Here is a 23432-nt window from a genome sequence, read left to right as displayed (position 1 = left end):
TTTACTCCATCATTTTTTCGATTGGCAAAACTAAAATAGAACTAGCTCCTAAAAATTTTAACTTTTCCATTGTTTCCCAAAATAATGTCTCACTACTGACCATATGCATGGCTACTCGATTTTCATCACCTGCTAACTTTAAAATAGTTGGTCTTTCCGCTCCATGTAATAAAGATATTACCGCGTCTAGTTTTTTAATTGGAGCATGTAACATGATATATTTCGATTCACGCGCTTTAATTACACCTTGAATACGTGTCATGAGTTTATTAATAATTTCTTTTTTCATATTATTTATATCTCCATTTTTACAAATTAAACATGCATAAGAATGATAAATAACTTGTACTTCACGCAATCCATTAGCTTCTAAAGTTGCTCCTGTTGAAACTAAATCACAAATGGCATCTGCCAAACCAACTCTAGGCGCTACTTCAACAGATCCATTTAACTTACAAGATTTAAACGGAATGTTTTTATCATCTAAATATTTTTTTAACAAATGTGGATAAGAGGTTGCTATTCTAAAATTTTTCAAAGATTCTATACTAGAATATTCAGTATTTAAGGGAAGCGCCAAAGATAATCTACATACTCCAAAATCAAGTCGTCTTAATGTTTGATATGAATATTCACATTTTTGTGATTTACGGTGTAACAGTTCTTCTTCAAGCACATTCTCTCCAACAATACCCAGATCTACCACACCATCCATGACCAATCCAGGAATATCATCATCACGAACTAACATGACATCAATAGGCATATTTTCAGCAAATGCAATGAGTTTTTGCTTTTGTAAATTAATTTTAATACCGCAGCAAGCGAGTAATTTTATAGAATCAGTACTTAATCGACCAGTTTTTTGCATTGCTATACGTACACGATAGTTATCTAACATATTAAAAATTCCTTAAAAATTTTTTGTCTATGCAAATTCGAACTCTTAAAAATAAAAAAACCCAAAAAAGGGCTTTTGAAATATTTTATGATCATAACAACATGAATTATAATGATGTAATAATAAATATAAGAAAAGTTATATTATTATACAATGAACACATAACAAATAAAAAATTGTTATATATCAATATATTAATATACAATATAATAGAAGTTAATTAAAAAAAATAAAAAATTTTTACATTGAAAACAGAACAAGAGTTTTTAGATCATATATAATCATTATTATTTTGGATAAAAAAGATAGAACAAGAACATCAATATAAGTTGATAATTTATTGAAGATAATTAATATTAAAATATAGAAATTATTCAACAAAACGCATATAAATGTTTTTTTCCAAAAAATATTTAAGTACAACTTCTTTACTAAATCATTTAAATTTTAAGTTCAATTAAAACAATAATTGCAGCATCGCTCCCAAACATTTTCGGAGCTTGATGAAATGCTATTATATCTGGATGTTGAGATAGCCAAAAAGGAGTTTGCTTTTTTAAGATATGCTTACCATGTCCATGCATAATATGTGCACAAAATATTTTTTCTTTTTGACATGTCGTAATCAACTCACCTAATGCTTTTTGCGCTTGATATTGATTCAATCCATGTAAATCAAGAAAAATATCCGGATCATATTTTCCATGTTTTAAATTTTTCAAAATATTAAAAGAACGTTTATTTCTAATATAAGACACTGGATTATCTTTAAATAAATCTTTTTTATTTCTATAAGAAAAATAATGACTATGAGCATTTTGCTCGAATATAATACGTTTAGACATTGTGCTAGTATGATTGTGGTTATGGATTCTAGGATGAAAAATAGTATCTTGTACGATCTCACGAGTGCCATTAAGATATTGACGAAATAAAAAATTGCTATTGGCACTGCTAGTCTGATTTTTATTCATAATTTTCACCAAAACATGTCATATTGAAAATACATTTCATTTGTTATTTGTTTAATAATTATATAATTTAGTTTTTATAAAAACAACAAATAAAAAATGTTATAATTAGTAATTTTTTACATCTCAAGATATATTATTTTGATAATATTTAAAAATAAAAAATGATTTTTTATATTTCTTCTGTATAGTTGTAATATTTCATTTTAACAAAAATAATAGAAAAATATATGTCTGGAAATACGATTGGTAAAAATTTTTGTGTCACCACGTTTGGAGAGTCACACGGTACCGCATTAGGATGCATCATTGATGGTACTCCGCCAGGTCTTGAGTTGTCTTGTATAGACTTACAGCACGATTTGAATCGTAGAAGACCCGGCGTTTCTCGTTATACCACTCCTCGTCGTGAATTAGATCAAGTTCAAATTTTGTCCGGAGTGTTTAATGGAATAACCACTGGTACTAGTATTGGTTTAATCATTTACAATAGCGATCAACGTTCAAAAGATTATGAAGATATTAAAGATGTATTTAGACCAGGTCATGCTGATTACACTTATGAAAAAAAATATGGAATCAGAGATTATCGTGGAGGAGGAAGATCATCTGCTCGTGAAACTGCTATGCGAGTTGCTGCAGGAGCTGTTGCAAAAAAATATCTCAAACAAAAATATAATGTTAAAATAGGCGCATATTTATCAGCCATGGGCCATATTAATTGTTCATTTAAATCTTGGAAAGAAAGAGAAAAAAATAGTTTTTTTTGTTCTGATCCTGAAAAAATCTTCGAGCTAGAAGAATTAATAAAATATTTAAAAAAAACCGGTGATTCAATTGGAGCGCAAGTTACTCTTGTTATTGAAAATGTCCCCGTTGGTCTTGGAGAACCAGTTTTTGATCGTCTCGATGCTGATTTAGCACATGCATTAATGAGTATAAATGCTTCAAAAGCGGTAGAAATTGGAGATGGTTGTTCGGTCATTCAACAAAAAGGCAGCGAACATCGTGATGAAATAACGTCAAAAGGATTTACTACTAATCATTCTGGAGGAATTTTAGGGGGTATTAGCAACGGAGAAAATATTGTTATAAAAGTAGCATTTAAACCAACGTCAAGCATCAGAAAAACAGGCAAGACAATAAACAAAAATAAAGAACAAGTAGAAATAAGTGTTAAAGGTCGACATGATCCATGTGTAGGTATTCGTGCTGTACCAATAACAGAAGCAATGGCAGCAATTGTATTAATGGACCACTTATTGCGATTTCAAGGACAATGTAGTAAATCATAATAGCTGCAAAATACTATGTTTTAATTAAAACATTACGCTACTAAATATAATGATATTTAGTAGTTTTACTAAAATATAAAAATGTTTATATCTTGTTTATAAAACAAGATTACTACATTATCAAATTTTTGGATTAAGATTTATAAAATATATTATAATAAAAAACAGTTAATACAAATTAAATTTGTAATATCATTACTATTTTAGTATAAAATATTTTTTATAGTGAATCTTGCAATAAACACACATTCTTAATCATAAAAAATTAACAAAACATGACTTTTACATCAAGTGACATTTTAAAAAAATAATGTTAAAAGCATACTTTCTAAAATTTTAAAATTTTTTAAATCATAATGATTTCTCTCTCATATTATAAATTTTATCATCCCATCTATAGCTATTATCATAAAAAATAAGATATTATCTTTTGTATAAAAATATAATATTTTTATTAGTGTTTTAAAATCATTAATAAAATAAATTACAGAGCATCAGTTTTAGATTCTAGTATGTTCATTGTATAACATACGACTTATACAATTGTGAATTCTATAATTAATGATTCACAATTAACGATATAGCAAGTATTAAATAATCTTTGTACATTGAAAATAATATATTTTTAAAAAATATAATCATTCAAAGAAACATTGAACATGTTGAAAATTTTTTTATTCAGGAGGATAATTAATGTTCACAGGAAGTATTGTTGCACTCATTACACCCATGGATGAAAAAGGTCAAATCTGTCGTACAAGTTTGAAAAAATTAGTAGATTATCATGTATTGAATAAAACTACAGCAATCGTTTCTATTGGAACAACTGGAGAATCTGCAACATTAAGTCAAGAGGAACATATAAAAGTAGTTATGCTTACTTTAGAATTAGCAGATGATCGCATTCCGATTATCGCAGGAACTGGTGCAAATGCGACAACAGAAGCTGTATCTTTAACACAGAGATTTGAAAACTCTGGCATTGCTGCCTGTTTAACTGTTACACCATATTATAATAAACCTACACAAACAGGATTATATCAACATTTTAAAGCTATTTCAGAAAACACTGAATTACCTCAGATTTTATATAATGTTCCTAGTCGTACTGGATGCGATTTATTACCAGAAACAATATCCAAACTATCTGTTTTTAAAAATATTATAGGAATTAAAGAAGCCACTGGTGATTTATCAAGAATTAATAAAATAAAAGCATCAGTGCCAAATGATTTTTTACTAATTAGTGGAGATGATATTACAGCATTAGATTTTATACAGTTAGGAGGAAACGGTGTCATATCAGTGACAGCTAATATCGCAGCTAGAGAAATGACAAAACTCTGTTCATATGCATTAAAAGGTGAGTTTATAAAAGCAAGATTAATAAATCAAAGATTGATGTATTTACATGAAGCTTTATTTTTAGAATCAAATCCTATACCAGTAAAATGGTTAGCTCAAAAAATAGGTTTGATCAAATATAATACACTTCGTTTACCGATGACATCAGCTTCAAAATTTACATGTTTACAACTTGAAAAAGCCATTCAAAATGCTAAAATTCAACAACATTAAAAATAAAAAAACATCTTTTATGCTTAAAATCATCTTTCAAATATTCAATATATTTTTAATCACATCTTGTACATTAGTAGATATAGAAAGAGATAATGATCTTTTATTTCATGAAGCACAAAAACAACTAAAGAAACTGATCATACCAAAAGATGTATTTATTCCAAATATGAATCAAGAATATAATATTCCAAGTGACGACAAAGATTTACAAAAAAACAATTATGATATATTTCCTCCTATATAAACAATTATGTAGTATAGAAAAAATATCTAAAAATCATTTATCAAGATTCTAATAAGTCAATAAAAGATGCAGAGTATCTTTATGATATTCTGCATTGTTAATGCAGTATCGTTTCTAAAAATTTTTTATAATGTACAAATATAGAAAAACATGTTCAAGATTAAGTGAGTAATTCTTTCATAATATTTTCATACATTAAACTTAATAATTGCAAATCTAATATTTTTACGCACTCATTCACTTTATGAATTGTACTATTAACCAAGCCGAGTTCAACGATTTCAGAACCCATTGATGCAATAAACCGTCCATCAGAAGTGCCTCCATCAGTAGAAAAAATAGGTTCTTTTTTATTATAAGATACGATCGATTTTATTACAGAATCTGCTAAAACGCTCTTTTGACTAAAAAATGGTTGAGCAGACAGAAACCATTTTATGGTATAATTTAAATTACTTTTATCTAAAACATCTATAATTTTGTTTTTAATTTGAACATCAGAAATTTCTGTACTAAATCGGACATTGAATTGGACAAACAAGTTTCCTGGAATGACATTATTGGAACCATCTCCAGCATGAATATTAGAAACATTAATAGCAGTTGGAGAAAAATAATTATTACCACTATCAAATTTAATAGATAAAATTTTTAAAATAACAGGTATTCCTTTGTGTATTGGATTTTCAGCTAAATGAGGATAAGCAATATGTCCTTGTATACCATGAATGATAACATCAGCAGTTATTGAACCACGTCTCCCATTTTTTACAACATCTCCTACAATAGCAATGCTTGACGGCTCTCCTATTACACAATAATTAATCGTGTCATGTTGAGATTTTAAGTATTCGACCACTTTAACAGTACCATCAATAGCAGTAGATTCTTCATCTGAAGTAATAAGAAAAGATAAACGTCCTTTGTAGTTTGGAAATTTTTTTATAAATCTTTCAGCAGCAATAATCATTGCTGATAATGCGCCCTTCATATCTACTGACCCCCTACCAAACAAAAATCCATTTTTAATAATAGGTTTAAATGGATGATTATCCCAACACTCTTCATTGCCTGGAGAAACTACATCTGTATGTCCTGCAAATGTTAAAGTCTTTCCTACACCCTTATAAGCCCAAAAATTTTTAGTATTATTCACGTTGATAGTATTAATTTGAAATCCTAGTTTACGTAAACGTTTTATAATAATATTTTGACATCCTAAGTCTTGAGGGCTAATAGATGGAATACGGATTAATGTTTGTGCTAATTGGGTTATTGAGCAAGTCATATTGTTCCTAAATTTTTTTATTTTATAAATATTTTTTCACATTCAACATCAATGGGGCAAAAAATTAAGCCCCATATCTCTTAAAAATTATTAAATAAAATTTAAGATGTTAATAACATCATTGCTTTATTAACTATGTTATCTACACTAAAACCAAACTTTTTAAATAAATGTTCTGCTGGAGCAGATTCTCCAAATGTTTTCATGCCAATAATTACGCCATTCAGACCTATATATTTGTACCAAAAGTCTTCTACACCAGCTTCTATTGCAATTTTTTTATTAAAATTAGACGGTAAAACAGATTCTTTATATGTATCATCCTGTCTATCAAAAATATCAGTAGAAGGCATTGAGACAACTCTGACAGAATATCCTAAAGAAACAATTTTTTTTGCTGCCAATAAAGTAATGTGAACTTCTGATCCTGTCGAAATAAAAATTAAATCTAGTAATGCTTTAGATTCATATAACACATATGCTCCACGAGCAATATTTTTTAACTGTGTTAAATTTTTTTCAGATTGAAAAAGCATCTGACGAGATAAAATAAGAGCTGTAGGTCCTGATTTTTTTTCTATTGCATATTTCCAAGCACATGCTGTTTCTACTTGATCACTAGGCCGCCAAACATCTAGATTTGGAGTCATTCTTAAAGTGGCTAATTGTTCAATGGGTTGATGTGTAGGACCATCTTCACCTAAACCAATAGAATCATGCGTATAGACAAAAATATGTTTTGTGTTCATTAATGCAGCCATACGCACTGCATTACGAGCATATTCAAAAAAGATCAAAAAAGTAGCTGTATATGGAATAAAACCACCATGATGAAATATACCATTAGCAATAGCAGTCATACCAAATTCGCGTACTCCATAGTGAATATAATTTCCAGAAAGATTTTTAAAAATAGAATTAGAAAAAGAACATTTCGTTAAATTACTAGGTGATAGATCTGCTGATCCACCAATTAATTCAGGTAACATTTTTCCAAATTTTTCTAACACATATTGTGATGCTTGTCGACTAGCTATATTTTTTGGATTGTTTTGCAAGTAATCAATATAACTTTGAGCTGTTTCAAACCAGTTTTTAGGGAGCTGATTATTAACTCTTCTTAAATATTCAACAGCTAAATTAGGATATTTTTCTTTATAGAAAAAAAACTTTTTTTTCCATTTCTCTTCTATCTCTATACCTTTTTTAACACAATTCCATTTTTTATACATTTCTAATGGTATTTTAAAAGGAGGATATTTCCAATTTAGTTTTTTTCTTGTTAAAGCAACTTCTTCTTCTCCTAAGGGAGCACCATGTATTTCTGCAGTTCCTGACTTATTGGGCGAACCAAAACCAATAATAGTGTTACAAATAATAATAGAAGGCTGATTTTTTACTGATTTTGCTTTCTTGATGCTGCATATTATCGATTCTGGATCATGACCATTAACATTATCTAATACATGCCAATTATAAGATTCAAAACGTTTCACTGTGTCATCCGTAAACCAATTACATACCGGACCATCTATTGAAATGCCATTCTTATCATAAAAAACAATCAACTTACCAAGATTTAAAGTGCCTGCTAAAGAGCATACTTCATGGGAAATACCCTCCATTAAACAACCATCACCTACAAAAACCCAAGTATGATGATCCACGATATTAAATTCATTTCGGTTAAAATAAGAACTTAAAATTCGCTCTGCAATCGCCATACCAACAGCATTAGCTAAACCCTGCCCTAAAGGACCAGTTGTCACTTCAACACCTGGAGTAACATCTATTTCAGGATGCCCTGGAGTTTTAGAATTAATTTGTCTAAAATTTTTTAATTCTTCTATAGAGAGATCATATCCGGTAAGATGTAATAAACTATATAACAACATTGAACCGTGTCCATTAGATAAGACAAAACGATCACGATTACTCCAAGCAGGATTTTTTGGATTATGTTTGAGAAAATCTCTCCATAATACTTCTGCAATATCTGCCATGCCCATAGGCATTCCAGGATGCCCTGATTGAGCTGTTTGAACAGCATCAATACTAAGAATACGAATTGCATTAGATAATTGTTTTCTTGAAAACATATTTTTTCCTTAAAAAATCAGTTTTAATACTGATGTATTTATATTTTTTTAGATAGTATTTTTTCTAAACAAATCTGATCTTTTCCAAAATTTCGTATACCTTCAGATAATTTTTCGACAGCCATAACATCTTCATTATGTTCCCATCTGAATTCTTCTTCAGACAATGTTTTAGGAGGAGATAGAAAAACATCAGGAAGACCTAGTTGTTTTTTTAATTTCTGAGTATTATTAGATTCTAATTCTTTTAATAAAACAGGCGCTATAGTCAATCGATCACATCCAGATAAATACAATATTTGTTGGACATTACGAAAACTTGCCCCCATAATTATAGTTTTATAATTATGTTTTTTAAAAAAATCATATATTTTACAAACTGATACAACACCAGGATCTTTTCCTACGAAATCTTTTGATATTAAATTTTTTGCAACATACCAATCATAAATACGACCAACAAAAGGAGAAATTAAAAAAACTTTTGATTCTGCACATGCTCGCGCTTGAGCAAATGAAAATATAAGAGTTAAATTACAAAGAATATTTTCTTTTTTTAACTCTTCTGCAGCTTTAATACATTCCCATGTTGCAGCTAGTTTAATTAAAACTTTATTTCTTGAAATTCCTTGCTCTTCATATAAATTAATTAATTTTTTTGCTTTGATGATAGATTTTTCTTTGCTAAAAGATAAACGAGCATCGACTTCGCTAGAAATATAACCAGGTATATATTTTAAAATTTCTATTCCTATATCTACTAATAGTTTATCACTTGCATTTGCGATTCTGTCTTCATATAAACCTCCTTTCTTTTTAGCGTAGGCTACAGCTTGATCAATAAAACGTTGATTCAAACTGGATGTGGCTGCTTGTAGAATTAAAGATGGATTCGTGGTTGCATCATTTGGTTTGTATTTGCGAATCGATTGAATATCACCGGTATCAGCAACAACAACAGTAAATTTTTTTAATTCATTTAATTGATTCATCTTTTCTTGCTCCATCGAAAATATAAAATATCAAAAAACATTTATATCATACATCAAGATTGCTGTGCTTCATACACAATGCACAATTTATAATTAACAAGAAAAAAATCATTTTAATACTATACATATTAAAATGATTTTCTTAATTTAAATCATTAAAACAATACATTCTTTTTATATAAAAATTTTATTTTTGATGGTCTTAATAAAACATTTTTCTCTTTTATTGATTATAAAGTATGTGAATATTTTTTTACTATCAATGAAACATTGTTACCACCAAAACCTAAACTATTTGACATGGCTGTATCAATCTTTATATCCATTCTTTTTTGAATAATATTCATATTTTTTGCATATGGTTCTAATGTTTCAATGTTGATTGAAGGTGCAATAAAATTATATTTAAACATTAACAATATATAGATAATTTCATGTACACCTGCTGCACCTAATGAATGTCCCGTTATTGATTTCGTTGCAGAGATAATTGGTTGTTTTTCATTGATAAAGACTTCTTTAATCGCTTTTAATTCTATTAAATCACCAATTTTAGTAGATGTTCCATGTGTGTTAATATAATCAATAGATGCATTATTTTCTTTTTTAGCTAATTGCATACAACGTACAGTACCCTTTCCTGAAGGAATTATCATGTTATCACCATCAGAAATGCTAGAATATCCAATAATTTCTGCATAAATATGAGCAGAACGAGATAAAGCAAAATTTAATTCTTCAATAACTAATATTCCAGAACCACCAGAAATTACAAAACCATCACGATTTATATCATAAACACGTGATGCAGTTTTAGGACGATTATTGAATTTCGTAGAAAGTGCTTTCATTACATCAAATTCATAAGATAATTCTAGACTAATTTCATCCCCTCCTCCTGCGAAAACAAGATCTTGTATTCCATATTTAATCAATTGAAAAGCATTTCCAATGCAATTAGCTGAAGTAGAACACGCCGAATTAATAGAATAAGTAACTCCATAAATATTAAAAAATGTAGATAAACAAGCTGATATTCCAGAAGGCATTTTTTGAATAGCTAAATATGGATTAATAGAATTAAAAGAACGTTTATTTCGTATAGAACCAGTTAAATTACTGCATGCATAATATTTTGCTGGAGCGCAACCTGAACCTACAATTAATCCGACACGAGGATTTTTTTGATATTGTTGAGTGCTGATTTTAGCATCTTTGATAGCATTTAACATAGCTATATAAGCATATACAGAAGCATCATTCATAAAGCGCAACATTTTTCTTGGGATGATAAAATTTGCATTATTTAATTTTATATTACCCCATACTTGACTATTCATATTGAGTTGTTTCATTGATTCTGAAAAAATCACACCAGAATGTCCATGATATAAAGCATTAAAAATTTCTTTCTCGCTGTTTCCAATACTAGACACAATACCGAAACCTGTAATCACTACTCTCTTCACTGACAATCCTTATACCCATCACAAAATATAATGCAAGTTTTTTATAAGAAATATATATTTTAGATTAGATAAATTAAACATATTGATTACAACTCTTATTTATAAAAAAATGTTAACATTTTAATATAAATATACAAAAATATTTTATGGAGAAAAAATGCATCAATTAAAAACTGGCACTCTTTATATTGTACCAACCCCGATTGGTAACTTATTAGATATTACTTACAGAGGATTAGAAATATTGAAAAATGTTGATTTAATCGTTGCAGAAAATATTCAACATACTAATATTTTACTACAAAAATTCAATATTACAAATCATCTAGTATTAATGAACAAAGATAACGAAAATCAAAAAAGTGATAATTTAATTAAAAAATTACAAGCAGGAGTCAGCATTGCTTTAGTTTCTAATGCAGGCACACCAGTAATCAATGATCCTGGTTTTATTTTAGTAAAAAAATGCTATTTTTTTAATATTAAAGTTATTCCTTTGCCTGGAGCATGTGCTGCTATCACTGCTTTAAGTGCTTCTGGCCTTGCAAATAATCGTTTTTGTTATGAAGGATTTCTTCCTTCCAAAAAAACCGCTAGATGTAATTTATTATTGTCTTTAAAAAATGAAACTCGCACAATTATTTTTTATGAATCGAAATATAGAATATTACAAAGCATGGAAGATATAATAGATCAGATAGATAAAAATAGATACATGGTAATTGCTAGAGAAATAACAAAAAAATGGGAATCTATACATAGAGATAAAGCTCACTTAATGCTAAAGTGGCTTAAAGAAGACAAATGTCGTTACAAAGGAGAACTAGTGATTATCATAGAAGGTTTTAAAAAAATTTTAAAACATAACGTATCAAAAAAGGTATGGGATACTTTTTGTCTTTTAAGAGATGTTTTATCATTGAAAAAATCAGTTACACTCACTGCTAAAATACACCAAGTTAGCAAAAACAATTTATATCAATATGCAATAAAAAAAGACAGTGACAACACCTGATAAATAATATATGATTCAATTTTGAAGTTGACCAAACAGTCGCTGTTTAATTTTTTTATTTACAAAAATTAAAAAGAGGAAAGTCCGGGCTCCATAGAGCAGGGTGCCAGATAACACCTGGAAAGCGTGAGCTTATGACTAGTGCAACAGAAAAAAAACCACCTATTTTTTTAAAAATAAGGCCAGGGTGAAAAGGTGTGGTAAGAGCACACCGCATAATTGGCAACAATTTATGGCATGGTAAACTCCACCCGGAGCAAAGCTAAATATAGGTTAATTTTGTATTGCTCGTACTATACAAACCTGGGTAAGCTGCTTGAATTAATAAGTGATTATTAATCTAGATGAATGACTGTTACATACAGAACCCGGCTTATAGGTCAACTTCATCAATTCAGATTAAATTACCCGATCTGATCATTTTGACGTATTTTGTAACATAATTCATTCATCACGATTAATATGTATATTTAAAAAATAAGATTTTTAATGTCCAGAAATTTGCATTTCCGACAATAATACTGAACCACATTGAATATTATTACGTATATCAACATCATTACTAATACTAAGAATATTTTTCCACATATCCTTCAAATTCGAAGAAATGGTAATTTCATTAATCGGATAGGTGATAGAACCTTTTTCAACCCAAAAACCTATTGCTCCACGTGAATAATTGCCATTAATAATATCCACTCCTTGACCCATTAATTCGGTAACCAAAACACCTTGATGCATTGTTTTTAATAATTCTTTAAATGAAACGTTATGATGAGTAATAATCCAATTAGAAATGCCTCCAGCGTTTCCTGTACTTCTTAGTTGCAACTTTCGAGAATTATACGTATTTAATAACCAAGTTTGTAATATTCCTTTTTTCACAATATATTTTATTGTTGTAGAGACTCCTTCTTCATCAAATGGTTTACTTCCTAAACCCTGTTTTAAATGAGGGTGTTCTTGAATGTTAAGCCAATCAGGAAAGATGTTTTTATCTAAATCATTAATTAAAAATGTAGATTTTTGATAAACTTTATCACCATTAAGAGCGCTGATAAGATGAGAAAAGAAAACATGAGATATTTCTGCAGAAAAAATAACTGGACACTTCTGACTATTTATTTTTTTAGATCCGAGTCTTGATATAGCACGAGAAGAGGCGTTTTTTCCAAGTATTTCTGGTTTTTCTAAATTATTAATTTTTCTAGAAACAGAATAATAAAAATCTCTTTGCATAGAATGTTTATCTTTTGCAATCATGCAATTATAAGAAGTGTAACGAGTAGATTTATATTTTTCTAACATACCTAAGCTATTTCCAAAAACATTAATATCAATATAACTATTAAAAAAACTACCTTCACTGTTAACAATTCTTTTATCAAATTTAAATGCTTCTTTTTCAGACAAAATAAGAAATTTAACAACATCTTCGATATTTAATTCAATGGGATGAAATAAATCAAGATCAAAAGCATTAAAACACAATAACTCAATATCTGGTAATCCTGAAAAAAAATCAGAAGAAGAATATTTTGAAATGTTAATAGCTGTATCTAACATATTTTGAATAGATGAAATACTAAAATCTTTAGAAGATACGCTACCTTTAGAAAATTTATTGTAAACTGTGATAAACAACGCGCCATCTTTATTATACTCTACATTCTCAATAATACCGTTTCTTACATTAACACTAATACCTATTCGTTTTTTTATAAATACTTCAATGCCAATGGTTTTATTTTTTACTAAATTTAGTGTTTTTTTTACAGTGTCTATAAGCTGTATTTCTTCATTGTTTATTTCCTTTACTAATTGCATACATCAATCCTCTAAAAATACATGTAAAAAAATGTTGTATTATTAAAAATCACATACAAACTATAGATATAATTATTTTTGAATGATAATATTGATTTGATATTATACTCTTATTTAAATTATAAAAGAATTATCTGAAAAAAATATATTAAAAAAATCATTCATTCTATAAAAAAATTTGAAGGAATAAATATGAATTTTAAAAAAATACTTGCGGGTAAAAACATACCTCATGACATCTACGTTATTATAGAAATCTCGTTGAACTCATCTCCAATTAAATATGAAATGAACAAAACATTAAATGTTCTTTTTGTAGATCGTTTTATACCTACACCAATGTTTTACCCTTGTAATTATGGATATATTAACCAAACTATCTCTTTAGATGGAGATCCTTTAGATGTACTAGTACCTTCGTATCATCCTATACAATCTAATTGTGTTATTCATTGTAGACCTATTGGTATATTAAAAATGCTTGATGAATCGGGAGAAGATAACAAAATTTTAGCTGTGCCAAGTAATGATGTATGTCTGGAATATGAAAATATGCACAATATATCAGATATATCAGAATTATTAAAAAAACAAATTGCTCATTTTTTTGCGCACTATAAACAATTAGAAAAAGAAAAATGGGTTAAAATAATAGGATGGGGAGATTGTAATGAAGCAAAAGAAGAAATTATGACTTCATACAATCGTGCGATTACTCTAAGTTGTAAGTAAACTATTTATATAAAAATATTTTAAAAATATTAAATCACGAAGTTTTTTTCATTGATTGCAAAATAAAATAAGGGAAATTTCATATATCCAAATATGTCATACTTTTCAAGTAAGTAATGTAAATTTAAACAAGTAGAAAAACAAAATTTTATTTTAGGAATCATTTCTATTGCTATTTTATTGCTCTTAAATAAGAGGGTCCATTCTGCTTTATCAACATTTTTTAATACATTGTGTAACGTAAATACAATCTTACCATGCTTCATAAAAATTGATTGATTAATTTTTAATTTGAATAATTTATTAGAAAAAGAAGGAAAAAATAATTTTATATATTTTAATAAATTATTACTATGAATAACAACTTGTTTGAGAGACATATTCGATAAAACTTTTTTTTGATTCCAATTTCCAGAAATTATTATATCACCGTTCAATGTTCCCATAACTTTTTTAAAATGTCTTGTAAAAAAATTAATAGTAGAGATTGGAAACGCATCAACAAAAAATTTACCATTCAAATTTTTTTTATCATATATATCTATAATATTCAAATATCCGGAAATTTTATTAGATTCTAATAAATTCGTTGTTTTTTTTAATATCCATTGAGTTTGAAGATTGTTTTTGTTCAACTGAATGGATAGTTCTAATCCATCTAAATACTCTGAAAATATCTTGTTTTTAATTTCTCTTTTGAATTCTATTGTATCTGTTTTTAAAAACATTGTTCCGTTAAAACTACTGATTACATCATCCCAATATAATCTTGTATGGATAGAAACTTGGCTTTTGAAATCTATAAAAGATCGATTCAACATGTTAAATAGCATTTTATTAGTGTTATATATAAAAGATGAAAATATATTGTTTATGATAATATGACTTTTGTTCTGATTATCTTTCTTAATATTTTTTTGATATACATCAGAATGAGAATTATTTTTTACTGAAAATATTCCTAAAATAGTGCTAATATTCATTTTTTTAAATGAACCATTCCAACTGTGTTTTTGATCATTTAAAGCGCCATACAAAACAAAATTTGCATACCATGTTTTGTTTTTAATCAAAAACAATAATTTTTGTTTATTTTGTTTCCAAATAGATTGAATATACAAAGAATTAATATAAAATTTTTTAAAATCTATTTTTTTTGCATGAAAAAATATTGATCCTAAAAATTTTCTTTGAATATCTATATTAGCAATCATGTGAAACGATTTTAAATAAAAATCATGAAAATTAATGTTATGACCAAACGTTTTACTATTGATTTTTGTATTTGAAAAATTATAACCATGTATTTTTACATGAGATGTAATATTTCCTTTTAAATGAGGCAAAAAATAATCTAAATAAGAAGCATAAAAAATAGCATCAACATCATATTTTTTTCCTACAATACCTTTTAAAAAAAATTTATTTTGACCTAAAAATACATGTATCTTTGGAATAGCTATTACATCTGCATTATTATAATCAATAGATCCTAGTACAGAGATTGCTTTTTGCATTATATAACCGTGTAAATATATCTTTGGAACAGATAGATCATATGTATGATTATTAGATTGACCTAATATATTTATTGTTCCGATTAAATCGAATATATTTCTATTGATTAAATGTTTTTTAAAGCTATTTCGTTCTGTGATAAATATTTTTTTCTTGACTGAAATAATTTTTACTTTATTAAATAACATTTTACTAAAACTACCCTGTGCGTGCATATTAAATACAAAAGATGATAGATTTTGAAAATTAAAAACACTTTTTATGAAGATTGAATAATTGTTTAATGTTCCTTTTACAACTGCGTTAAAATTTTTTAATTGGATATCATAACTATTTTTTATAAAAATAGGCAGATTAATACTTTTAATCTGCACAAAAAATGGGTATTTAAAAGAATTAAAAAAAAGCACTCCAGAACAGCGTATAAAACGTAAAGTTTTAGATATTATATGAAATTGAAATGTTTCATTTAAGCAACCTATAAATAAGATATCATTGATTCGATAATTTAAACTCGGTATTAATAGGTTGTTATGCATCACACAAGAGATTTGACTATCTTTATTAAAAAAAATTTTTCCATAAGATTCCATCTTAAATAGTTTAGAACATATTTTAATATCTTTGATCTTTAAGATGTTCTGTTTTATTTGAGCCCTTAATATTAATTCAAAAAAATCTATTTTTTTATAGTTTTTAAAATGTATTTTTTTGCATTTTAAAAACATTACATTAATATTTAATGGAAAAAAAATTTTTTTTTCAAGGAAAAAAAGATTTTGTTTTTTTTCGTTTTGATGAAAAGTATTAATATTAAAAAAAGATTTTTCTCGAACAACTTTGTTTAAATAAACATTTTTAGATATTACTTCAATAATATCGATATAAGTAGGAAAGATGGTAATATGATTATTTAAAAATTCTATTTTTGTTAAAACATTCGATAAAAATATTTCTGTTTCAGGTATTTTAAACAATATTTTATCTACATGTATTTTTTTAAAAAAAATAGGATATTCAATATGTTGATTTTTTTCAAAAAAAATATGTTTTATTTGTTTTTGGTTAAAATCATTAAATTGATTTTTATTAATAGAAATCTTTAAATCTTTTGCTTCAATACAGTCAAACATTGTAGATGATTTAAACATAGATTGCATATCTAATAAAACGTGTATACTATTAGCTCTAATAGAAGCTCCAAAAATCTTACAATTGAAATTTTTTAATGTAAAATCATGCCAATTACCAGATACTTCTTCCGTTTGAAAATCTAAAAAAAAGCGACTGGCAACATTTAAAATACATCTAAATCCTATATTACTTTCTATAAATAACAAAAACGCAACAAAAAGAACAGACAAAAAAATCAAAAATCTTGACAAAGATCTATGATATATACTCATAAAACAATTTTCCTGATGAAAATTTCATTTAATATATATAAATATTTAAAAAAAAATATATTATATTTTATATAAAAAATATTATTGAATACATTAAAAAATTATAGAAAGAGTATATTATTCAGATACCATATAAAATATACATATAATATATGTTGACAAATTTCAACATATATTAAAGAATCGTTATAGTTTTTTGATATGTTAAAACATGTTTATAATAAATAAATACTTATAATGCGCGTTAAATTTTCTCAATAATATTAGTTTTTTTTAATTTAAGAGATAAAATATGTCACGTATATGTCAAGTTACAGGTAAAAAAAGAATGATTGGCAACAATCGTTCCCACGCCATGAATGCAACTAAAAGAAAATTTTTAATTAATATAAAATATCATAAATTTTGGATTGCTGATGAAAAAAGATTTATAAAATTACGCATTTCTGCAAATGGCATGAGATATATTAATAAAAAAGGAATAGAAGCTGTTATTAGAAAAATACAGGATAAATAAATGGCAAAAAAAAATCGAGAAAAAATTAAAATGATATCCTCTGCAGGAACAGGACATTATTATACAACAACTAAAAATAAAAGAAATACACCAGATAAATTACAACTTAAGAAATATGATCCCATAATTCGCAAACACGTATTGTATAATGAAGGAAAAATAAAATAATAATTTTATTAAAGTATAATTTTCAAAAAAATTATACTTTAATTACATGCTTTTCGCATCAAAAACCTGACAGGTTCAATATACGAACAAACTATGTTTTTAAAAAAGTTTGTGATATAAAGTACATCAATTCATGTAATGAATTTTCAAAAAACGGGAAAACAATAGATGATAAATAATATAGTGCAAATATTCCTGCTAATAAATTCAATGGAAAACCAATAGAAAAAATAGAGATTTGAGGAGCAAAACGATTAGCTATACTCATAACACATGACACTGTTAATAACGTGATAATTACAGGAAAAATTAGCAAAAGACCACTTAAAAATATATGACTGGAAAATTTCAACAAAATTAAAAAAATACTTGAATTTAAAAAATAATAATCAATCGGCATACTATAAAAACTATCAACTAAAATCGCAATTAAATACAAATGTACATTGAGACTTAAAAAAAACAAAAAAAATATTATATTTAATAAACGCGATATTATGGAAGCACCAATGTGACTGTTGCTATTAAAAAAATTTGCAAACGATAAACCCATTTGCAATCCTATAATTTCTCCGGAAAAATTAACCACAGCAAATAAAAGCTGTGCAGTAAAACCTAAAACAAAACCAATTAATATTTGTTGAAACAATAATAATATTCCAAAATATGAAAATAATACAGTATGTACTTCCGGTAAAACAGGAGATATCAAAAAACTAATAATAACAGCTAATCCAATTTTAATTTTTTTGTTAATGAGTTTATCGTTAAAAACTGGAGCTATAGAAAAAAAAGATAAAATTCTCACCATAGGCCAAAAAATACTACTAATTAATGTTAGCAGTTGAAAACTATTAAGTGTGAACATTATTTAATAATCAATGGTATATTGTAAAATAAGTCATGCGTATAATCAATCATGACTCCCAACATCCAAGGCCCAAGGATTACTATTACACCTAAAACAGAGACAATTTTAGGAATAAACGATAATGTTTGTTCATTTACTTGCGTAGCTGCTTGTAAAATACTGATAATTAAACCACTCATTAACGCTGCTAGTAATAATGGTAATGCAAGAATTAATATAATTTTCATAGCATTATGAAATAATTCCATTACATATTCAGACGTCATAAAAATCTCCATTGTTTCATTTATTATAAATGAATTTATTATATAAAATGTATTAAAATAGATTATCCATTAAAACTTTGCGCTAAAGAAGAAATTAATAATTGCCATCCATCAACTAATACAAATAACATTAATTTAAAAGGTAAAGAAATAGTTGACGGTGGAACCATCATCATACCAAGTGCCATTAAAACACTAGCAACAACTAAATCAATAATTAAAAAAGGAACAAAAATAGTGAAACCAATCTGAAAAGCCGTTTTGAGTTCACTTGTAACAAATGACGGTAATAAAATTCTCATAGGTATATCATATTTATTTTTATAAGAAGAAATATGTGCTAATTTCGAAAACAATTCTAAATCAGGGTTACGTGTCTGATTTAACATAAATTCTTTTAATGGTATGGAACCTGTTATAATAGCATCTTCCATACTGATTTTATCTTTGCTAAATGGTATATAAGCATCTTGATAAATCTTGTCAAAAGTTGGAGACATAATAAAAAAAGTCAAAAAAAGCGCTAAACCGATTAATATTTGATTTGGTGGAGCATAAGGTGTTCCTAATGCATTACGTAGTAATCCAAAAACAATAATAATCCTTGTAAAACTCGTCATCATCAAGAGAAATGCCGGTAGAAAAGTTAAAGATGTAAGAAAAACTAAAGTTTGTATTGGAACAGACCATGTTTGCCCTCCATCGTTTGTAAGATGACTTGTTAATCCAGGAAGTTCTGCACGAGCAGTTGGACAAAATAGTAAAAAAAATAAAAAAGGAATGATTCGATAAAACATTGTTTTTTTCCAAGATGTTTTAGAAATCTTTTTCAAAAAATTCTGAAAAACATTTTTTTTGTAGAACGAACTGCCATGTATTTTATGTTCTGTCTTATCCTTACTTAGAACAGATGGAATAGTATATAAATGGTTGATGTTTGTTGAGGTCACTCCTAAAATCAATTTAACTTCTTTTACGTCTATGATCAAAACAGATGCGTGTGGACCAATAGATAATCTGTCTATGATTTTAATAGAAGATTGTATATGGTGCATTTTAAAAAAAGATGTTTTTTTTAAAAGCCAGCCAATAATTAATATTAATAATATTATTTGAGCTAATGCGCTAACTATTTGCCACAAATTTATACCATTCAACGTTAATTGAAAGGTATTAAGCATAGATTCATAAAATATGTTATTTTTCATAAGATATTATATTTCAGATGAAATATTTATAAATTTTAAATCATTTTTTAAACCAGTAATACGTAAACCATATGTATTCTCTAATACTACAATTTCACCAGATGCAATTAACTGTCCGTTTAAAAAAATATCTAAAGAATCTTGTATACATTTATCTAAAACTAACATACTACCTTTTGAAAAATTTAAAAAATCTTTAATTTTAATTTTTGATTTTCCTAATTGTGCGGTAATAGTAACATTTGCATTAAGTAAGATTTGTTTTTTGTATAATGATTCTTTATCAGTCTCATTTGAGATGTTTTGATCTGTTATTTTTTCGGACAATGCATCACTAATAAATTTATTATTTTTGGATTTTTTTTTATTAGAATTGACTATTTTTTTATTGTTAAATTTCTCTTTTGTACTACTCATAAGAACATTCCTTATCTTTGTTCAATTCTAAATTATAGTGGTTAATAAATTCTTCTACAAACACAACAGTTTGTTGATTAAATCTTTGATAATTCCCAAAAAATATCGGTTTATCATCTAAAACACCTATTATTTGATCAGGTTTTTTCAGAGGTAATACATCACCTACAGATAAAGCGCAAAATTTATCATAAGGCATGGAAATGTCAGTTATTTTAGCTACAATATTCAACTCAATATCATATATATCTTTTAACGAAAAACAATCATTAATATTGTTGCTAATTTTTGGTTTTTTATTAAAAAAAAGTGGTTTTTTATTTAATGTTTTTATAGCAAACAATGGAATTAACACATTAAAAAACACTTCTATACCATCTATATTCAAGTCAAAATAATTAATTAAATACATTTCATTAGAATCAAAAACAGGTGTATTAGGATCTAATATCATTCTTGCATCAATAAAAGTAATATCTGAAGAAAAAAATTCTTTAATACTATCATTTAAATTACTCAGGACAAAATTTGTTATTTTTTGAACAATGAATAGTTCAGCAGACGTCATTTTATTTTTTTCATCTGATTTATAAACTGAATTACCACGACCACCAAATAATAAATCTATAATAACAGACAAAAAATTAACAGAAAAAGTAATAAAAGATTTATTTTTAAATGGTAATATTTGTATCAGATTCGATGTGCCAATATTAATTTTTTTATAATGCAATAACGATTTAATTTGTATACTATGAGAAAATATTTGAACATTTTTTTTAGTAAAAAAAACAAGATCTCTTTTGATTTTCTTTCCAAAAAAATCATTAAAATTTTCTAAAATATTAATTTCATCTTCTTTTAAAAACGCAGATAAACTTTTTTCTCTTTGATAAACCTTTTGGAGTTTATTGTGTAAATTATTACTTTTCCCCATTATACACCTCAAAGGCAAATATTTTTAGAAGATAAACTAAAAACTTTATATTTTAAAAAATATATTGTCAAAGTATTTTATTATAAAAAATATTTTTGATTTTTAAACATATACATCAACTGTTTGATTATTTATTACTGTTTTGATTTTATTTGAATTCAATATTTTGTGAAATTGGTTGCAATTAAATATTCTTGTATTATGTTGAAATTTGTCTTTTAAAACGTTTAAAATATTAATTTTTCTTAATTTAATACCTTTTTTTATTAAAGAATTACGTAACAAATAAACATGATCATCTAAAAAATTTCTTACTTCTTTTTGATTAGAAAACAAATTTAATACTGCATAATCATCGTTCATATTTATTTTTATATATATATCACCCAACTGTTTTGGTTTAAAATAAATATCTGCTTGATGTCTTTTATTATCTAAAGATAAAAGTATCTTGTTAACAATATTTTTTTTCCATTTAATAGAATTTGTAGAATTTTCATTCAATGATTGATTCACTTTAAATTTTAAAGATTTGTTCTTACTACATGACCTTGCAGAATCAATAAAATGTATTATGTTTTTGTTTTTGTTTTTAGAATGATAAAAAAATACCTCATTTTTGTGGTTTTTATCATATTTAGCAATGTTTAAATATGTTTTATTTTGAAGTGTGTGTTTATCATTTTTACTATCATTGATGTTAGGAAAAATTATTTTATTACTATAATGATTATTTAATTCTAATGAATATGATTTTTTCAAGTTGATATCATTGATCAATTTATTTTTTTTGAAAAAGTTTTTTTTACAATGATCAAATTTACCATTAAATAAATCTTGCGCTAATTTTGACAACTTTTGTTCACTGGATTTTATTTGATTTTTTTGCGTTTTTAAATTAACTATATCATCTGATAAAACAGTGTTCATATGATCTAACGTTGTTTTTGGTATTGAATTTTGAAAATCATTTGAATGATCAGATTTAATATTATCTTCTTTTTTATTCAAAATATTTAATAAATGACTCATAATTAAATTAGTATAAAACATGTTTTTGTCATGTTTTTTTTCTTCTGTAACAATATTATCAAATTCTATTTTATTGTTAATAGATTTTTGATTTAATTCGTCATAAATACATTGATATAGTTTTAACGTTTCTATAGATAATTTATGATGTTTTGCATAACCATGAGAAAAATTATTTTTGTGTATTGCAATATCTCCAATGATTTTTAACATGACAATAATTATCCTTTTTTTAAAAATTTCAATTGAATATCATTATCGTTTAAAATACGTGCTTGTATTTTTTTTGATTTTAATATTTTTTTTTTGTTTTTTATGTTTAAAATGTGCCAAATTTTTCTTTTATTTTCATGTTTAAACCAATTTAATATACTCTTTTTAAGAATATTATCATTTTTTTTTAAAAATATTTCATTGTCTTGAATAATTTTTCTTAACAGAATGATGAAATCGTTATAATGTATCCATTTATGCACGCATATTCCGAAAACAATTTCTTTATATATTTTTTTTATGTATTCTTGCTCATAATTATTTAAAACTTGTAATTGTTTTGTATCATGCATTCTTTTATCATGTAATATTTTAATATTTAAAATGGTTTTTCTTAACTGTGTTTTTTGTATTTTTTCTAAAAGAGAAAATGTTATGTTTTTTTTCATAAAATAATATATTGTG

Annotated in this window: 22 protein-coding genes and 1 other RNA gene; 8 read left to right on the top strand and 15 right to left on the bottom strand. The window is 26.1% G+C overall.

Annotated features, from left to right (window positions below):
• Position 1: 1 nt before the first annotated feature.
• A complete protein-coding gene (gene hisG / locus D9V69_RS00480; protein WP_158356391.1) occupies positions 2 to 901 on the bottom strand; it encodes an ATP phosphoribosyltransferase in 900 nt (299 codons plus the stop codon).
• Positions 902 to 1341: 440 nt separating this feature from the next.
• The gene (smrB, locus tag D9V69_RS00475; RefSeq protein ID WP_158356390.1) at positions 1342 to 1875 is read right to left on the bottom strand and encodes an endonuclease SmrB; all 534 of its coding nucleotides are present in this window, start codon (positions 1873 to 1875) and stop codon (positions 1342 to 1344) included.
• A 227-nt stretch (positions 1876 to 2102) separates the two neighbouring features.
• Here smrB and aroC point away from each other — a divergent pair, with 227 nt between their 5' ends.
• The 3 genes from aroC (at position 2103) to D9V69_RS00460 (ending at position 4992) form a co-directional block, all read left to right on the top strand.
• Positions 2103 to 3167: a chorismate synthase gene (aroC, locus tag D9V69_RS00470; RefSeq protein ID WP_158356389.1), complete on the top strand. Its 1065-nt coding sequence runs from the start codon at positions 2103 to 2105 to the stop codon at positions 3165 to 3167.
• Between the two features lie 693 nt (positions 3168 to 3860).
• Positions 3861 to 4745 (top strand): 4-hydroxy-tetrahydrodipicolinate synthase, encoded by an 885-nt coding sequence (gene dapA, locus D9V69_RS00465; protein WP_158356388.1) that lies wholly within the window; start codon positions 3861 to 3863, stop codon positions 4743 to 4745.
• A complete protein-coding gene (locus D9V69_RS00460; RefSeq protein ID WP_158356387.1) occupies positions 4723 to 4992 on the top strand; it encodes a hypothetical protein in 270 nt (89 codons plus the stop codon). The genes dapA and D9V69_RS00460 overlap by 23 nt, the downstream gene beginning before the upstream one ends.
• Positions 4993 to 5152: 160 nt before the next feature.
• Here D9V69_RS00460 and dapE read toward each other — a convergent pair whose 3' ends face one another.
• The 4 genes from dapE to D9V69_RS00440 form a co-directional block, all read right to left on the bottom strand.
• On the bottom strand, positions 5153 to 6280 hold the full coding sequence (dapE, locus tag D9V69_RS00455) for a succinyl-diaminopimelate desuccinylase (RefSeq protein WP_158356386.1): 1128 nt from the start codon (positions 6278 to 6280) through the stop codon (positions 5153 to 5155).
• Between the two features lie 101 nt (positions 6281 to 6381).
• The gene (gene tkt, locus D9V69_RS00450) at positions 6382 to 8379 is read right to left on the bottom strand and encodes a transketolase (protein WP_158356385.1); all 1998 of its coding nucleotides are present in this window, start codon (positions 8377 to 8379) and stop codon (positions 6382 to 6384) included.
• 38 nt (positions 8380 to 8417) lie between these two features.
• Positions 8418 to 9371 (bottom strand): transaldolase, encoded by a 954-nt coding sequence (gene tal, locus D9V69_RS00445; RefSeq protein WP_158356384.1) that lies wholly within the window; start codon positions 9369 to 9371, stop codon positions 8418 to 8420.
• Between the two features lie 230 nt (positions 9372 to 9601).
• Positions 9602 to 10840, bottom strand: a complete 1239-nt coding sequence (locus D9V69_RS00440) for a beta-ketoacyl synthase N-terminal-like domain-containing protein (protein WP_158356383.1) — start codon at positions 10838 to 10840, stop codon at positions 9602 to 9604.
• 157 nt (positions 10841 to 10997) lie between these two features.
• Here D9V69_RS00440 and rsmI point away from each other — a divergent pair, with 157 nt between their 5' ends.
• Positions 10998 to 11855, top strand: coding sequence for a 16S rRNA (cytidine(1402)-2'-O)-methyltransferase (gene rsmI / locus D9V69_RS00435; protein ID WP_158356382.1), 858 nt, complete (start codon positions 10998 to 11000; stop codon positions 11853 to 11855).
• A gap of 23 nt (positions 11856 to 11878) precedes the next feature.
• Positions 11879 to 12247: RNase P RNA component class A (gene rnpB / locus D9V69_RS00430), an RNA gene on the top strand.
• A 94-nt stretch (positions 12248 to 12341) separates the two neighbouring features.
• Here the strand turns inward: rnpB and pmbA are convergent.
• On the bottom strand, positions 12342 to 13682 hold the full coding sequence (gene pmbA / locus D9V69_RS00425; RefSeq protein ID WP_158356381.1) for a metalloprotease PmbA: 1341 nt from the start codon (positions 13680 to 13682) through the stop codon (positions 12342 to 12344).
• Positions 13683 to 13874: 192 nt separating this feature from the next.
• Between pmbA and ppa the strand changes: the two genes are divergently transcribed.
• Complete coding sequence (gene ppa / locus D9V69_RS00420) at positions 13875 to 14414, top strand: inorganic diphosphatase (RefSeq protein ID WP_158356380.1); 540 nt, start codon at positions 13875 to 13877, stop codon at positions 14412 to 14414.
• Between the two features lie 29 nt (positions 14415 to 14443).
• Here ppa and D9V69_RS00415 read toward each other — a convergent pair whose 3' ends face one another.
• Entirely contained in the window at positions 14444 to 17338 is a 2895-nt protein-coding gene (locus D9V69_RS00415) for a translocation/assembly module TamB (RefSeq protein WP_158356379.1), read from the bottom strand.
• A 292-nt stretch (positions 17339 to 17630) separates the two neighbouring features.
• On the opposite strand from D9V69_RS00415, the gene rpmB reads away from it, so the two are divergent.
• Both rpmB and rpmG read left to right on the top strand, forming a co-directional pair.
• Entirely contained in the window at positions 17631 to 17855 is a 225-nt protein-coding gene (gene rpmB / locus D9V69_RS00410) for a 50S ribosomal protein L28 (RefSeq protein WP_158356378.1), read from the top strand.
• Positions 17856 to 18023 (top strand): 50S ribosomal protein L33, encoded by a 168-nt coding sequence (rpmG, locus tag D9V69_RS00405; protein WP_158356377.1) that lies wholly within the window; start codon positions 17856 to 17858, stop codon positions 18021 to 18023.
• 91 nt (positions 18024 to 18114) lie between these two features.
• Here rpmG and fliR read toward each other — a convergent pair whose 3' ends face one another.
• The 7 genes from fliR to D9V69_RS00370 all read right to left on the bottom strand — a co-directional run bounded on the left by fliR (position 18115) and on the right by D9V69_RS00370 (position 23416).
• Positions 18115 to 18891 carry a flagellar biosynthetic protein FliR gene (gene fliR, locus D9V69_RS00400; protein ID WP_158356376.1) on the bottom strand — a complete coding sequence of 259 codons (777 nt, stop codon included), beginning with the start codon at positions 18889 to 18891 and terminating at the stop codon, positions 18115 to 18117.
• Positions 18891 to 19160 (bottom strand): flagellar biosynthesis protein FliQ, encoded by a 270-nt coding sequence (fliQ, locus tag D9V69_RS00395; RefSeq protein ID WP_158356375.1) that lies wholly within the window; start codon positions 19158 to 19160, stop codon positions 18891 to 18893. Before fliQ ends, fliR begins: the two co-directional genes overlap by 1 nt.
• Positions 19161 to 19222: 62 nt before the next feature.
• A complete protein-coding gene (fliP, locus tag D9V69_RS03100) occupies positions 19223 to 20341 on the bottom strand; it encodes a flagellar type III secretion system pore protein FliP (protein WP_410051807.1) in 1119 nt (372 codons plus the stop codon).
• A gap of 33 nt (positions 20342 to 20374) precedes the next feature.
• A complete protein-coding gene (locus D9V69_RS00385) occupies positions 20375 to 20785 on the bottom strand; it encodes a FliM/FliN family flagellar motor switch protein (protein WP_158356373.1) in 411 nt (136 codons plus the stop codon).
• Positions 20778 to 21722, bottom strand: a complete 945-nt coding sequence (locus D9V69_RS00380) for a FliM/FliN family flagellar motor switch protein (RefSeq protein ID WP_158356372.1) — start codon at positions 21720 to 21722, stop codon at positions 20778 to 20780. Before D9V69_RS00380 ends, D9V69_RS00385 begins: the two co-directional genes overlap by 8 nt.
• Positions 21723 to 21824: 102 nt before the next feature.
• Positions 21825 to 22967, bottom strand: a complete 1143-nt coding sequence (locus D9V69_RS00375) for a flagellar hook-length control protein FliK (protein WP_158356371.1) — start codon at positions 22965 to 22967, stop codon at positions 21825 to 21827.
• Between the two features lie 8 nt (positions 22968 to 22975).
• On the bottom strand, positions 22976 to 23416 hold the full coding sequence (locus tag D9V69_RS00370) for a flagellar FliJ family protein (protein ID WP_158356370.1): 441 nt from the start codon (positions 23414 to 23416) through the stop codon (positions 22976 to 22978).
• Positions 23417 to 23432: the final 16 nt, after the last annotated feature.

It is taken from the genome of Buchnera aphidicola (Hyadaphis tataricae) (genome assembly GCF_005081445.1).
Taxonomy (GTDB): domain Bacteria; phylum Pseudomonadota; class Gammaproteobacteria; order Enterobacterales; family Enterobacteriaceae; genus Buchnera; species Buchnera aphidicola_AE.
The sequence above is the reverse complement of the archived record's forward strand: the minus strand, read 5'-3'. Positions and strand labels throughout refer to the sequence as shown.

Bases quoted from the DNA above. Each gene is read 5' to 3' on its own strand.
- pmbA (WP_158356381.1), bottom strand. From the start codon at position 13,682: ATGCAATTAGTAAAGGAAATAAACAATGAAGAAATACAGCTTATAGAC.
- D9V69_RS00375 (WP_158356371.1), bottom strand. From the start codon at position 22,967: ATGTTAAAAATCATTGGAGATATTGCAATACACAAAAATAATTTTTCT.
- aroC (WP_158356389.1), top strand. From the start codon at position 2,103: ATGTCTGGAAATACGATTGGTAAAAATTTTTGTGTCACCACGTTTGGA.
- D9V69_RS00370 (WP_158356370.1), bottom strand. From the start codon at position 23,416: ATGAAAAAAAACATAACATTTTCTCTTTTAGAAAAAATACAAAAAACA.
- hisG (WP_158356391.1), bottom strand. From the start codon at position 901: ATGTTAGATAACTATCGTGTACGTATAGCAATGCAAAAAACTGGTCGA.
- fliP (WP_410051807.1), bottom strand. From the start codon at position 20,341: ATGCTTAATACCTTTCAATTAACGTTGAATGGTATAAATTTGTGGCAA.
- fliQ (WP_158356375.1), bottom strand. From the start codon at position 19,160: ATGACGTCTGAATATGTAATGGAATTATTTCATAATGCTATGAAAATT.
- smrB (WP_158356390.1), bottom strand. From the start codon at position 1,875: ATGAATAAAAATCAGACTAGCAGTGCCAATAGCAATTTTTTATTTCGT.
- rpmB (WP_158356378.1), top strand. From the start codon at position 17,631: ATGTCACGTATATGTCAAGTTACAGGTAAAAAAAGAATGATTGGCAAC.
- rsmI (WP_158356382.1), top strand. From the start codon at position 10,998: ATGCATCAATTAAAAACTGGCACTCTTTATATTGTACCAACCCCGATT.
- dapE (WP_158356386.1), bottom strand. From the start codon at position 6,280: ATGACTTGCTCAATAACCCAATTAGCACAAACATTAATCCGTATTCCA.
- D9V69_RS00385 (WP_158356373.1), bottom strand. From the start codon at position 20,785: ATGAGTAGTACAAAAGAGAAATTTAACAATAAAAAAATAGTCAATTCT.
- D9V69_RS00460 (WP_158356387.1), top strand. From the start codon at position 4,723: ATGCTAAAATTCAACAACATTAAAAATAAAAAAACATCTTTTATGCTT.
- D9V69_RS00380 (WP_158356372.1), bottom strand. From the start codon at position 21,722: ATGGGGAAAAGTAATAATTTACACAATAAACTCCAAAAGGTTTATCAA.
- dapA (WP_158356388.1), top strand. From the start codon at position 3,861: ATGTTCACAGGAAGTATTGTTGCACTCATTACACCCATGGATGAAAAA.
- rpmG (WP_158356377.1), top strand. From the start codon at position 17,856: ATGGCAAAAAAAAATCGAGAAAAAATTAAAATGATATCCTCTGCAGGA.
- D9V69_RS00415 (WP_158356379.1), bottom strand. From the start codon at position 17,338: ATGAGTATATATCATAGATCTTTGTCAAGATTTTTGATTTTTTTGTCT.
- ppa (WP_158356380.1), top strand. From the start codon at position 13,875: ATGAATTTTAAAAAAATACTTGCGGGTAAAAACATACCTCATGACATC.
- tkt (WP_158356385.1), bottom strand. From the start codon at position 8,379: ATGTTTTCAAGAAAACAATTATCTAATGCAATTCGTATTCTTAGTATT.
- tal (WP_158356384.1), bottom strand. From the start codon at position 9,371: ATGAATCAATTAAATGAATTAAAAAAATTTACTGTTGTTGTTGCTGAT.
- fliR (WP_158356376.1), bottom strand. From the start codon at position 18,891: ATGTTCACACTTAATAGTTTTCAACTGCTAACATTAATTAGTAGTATT.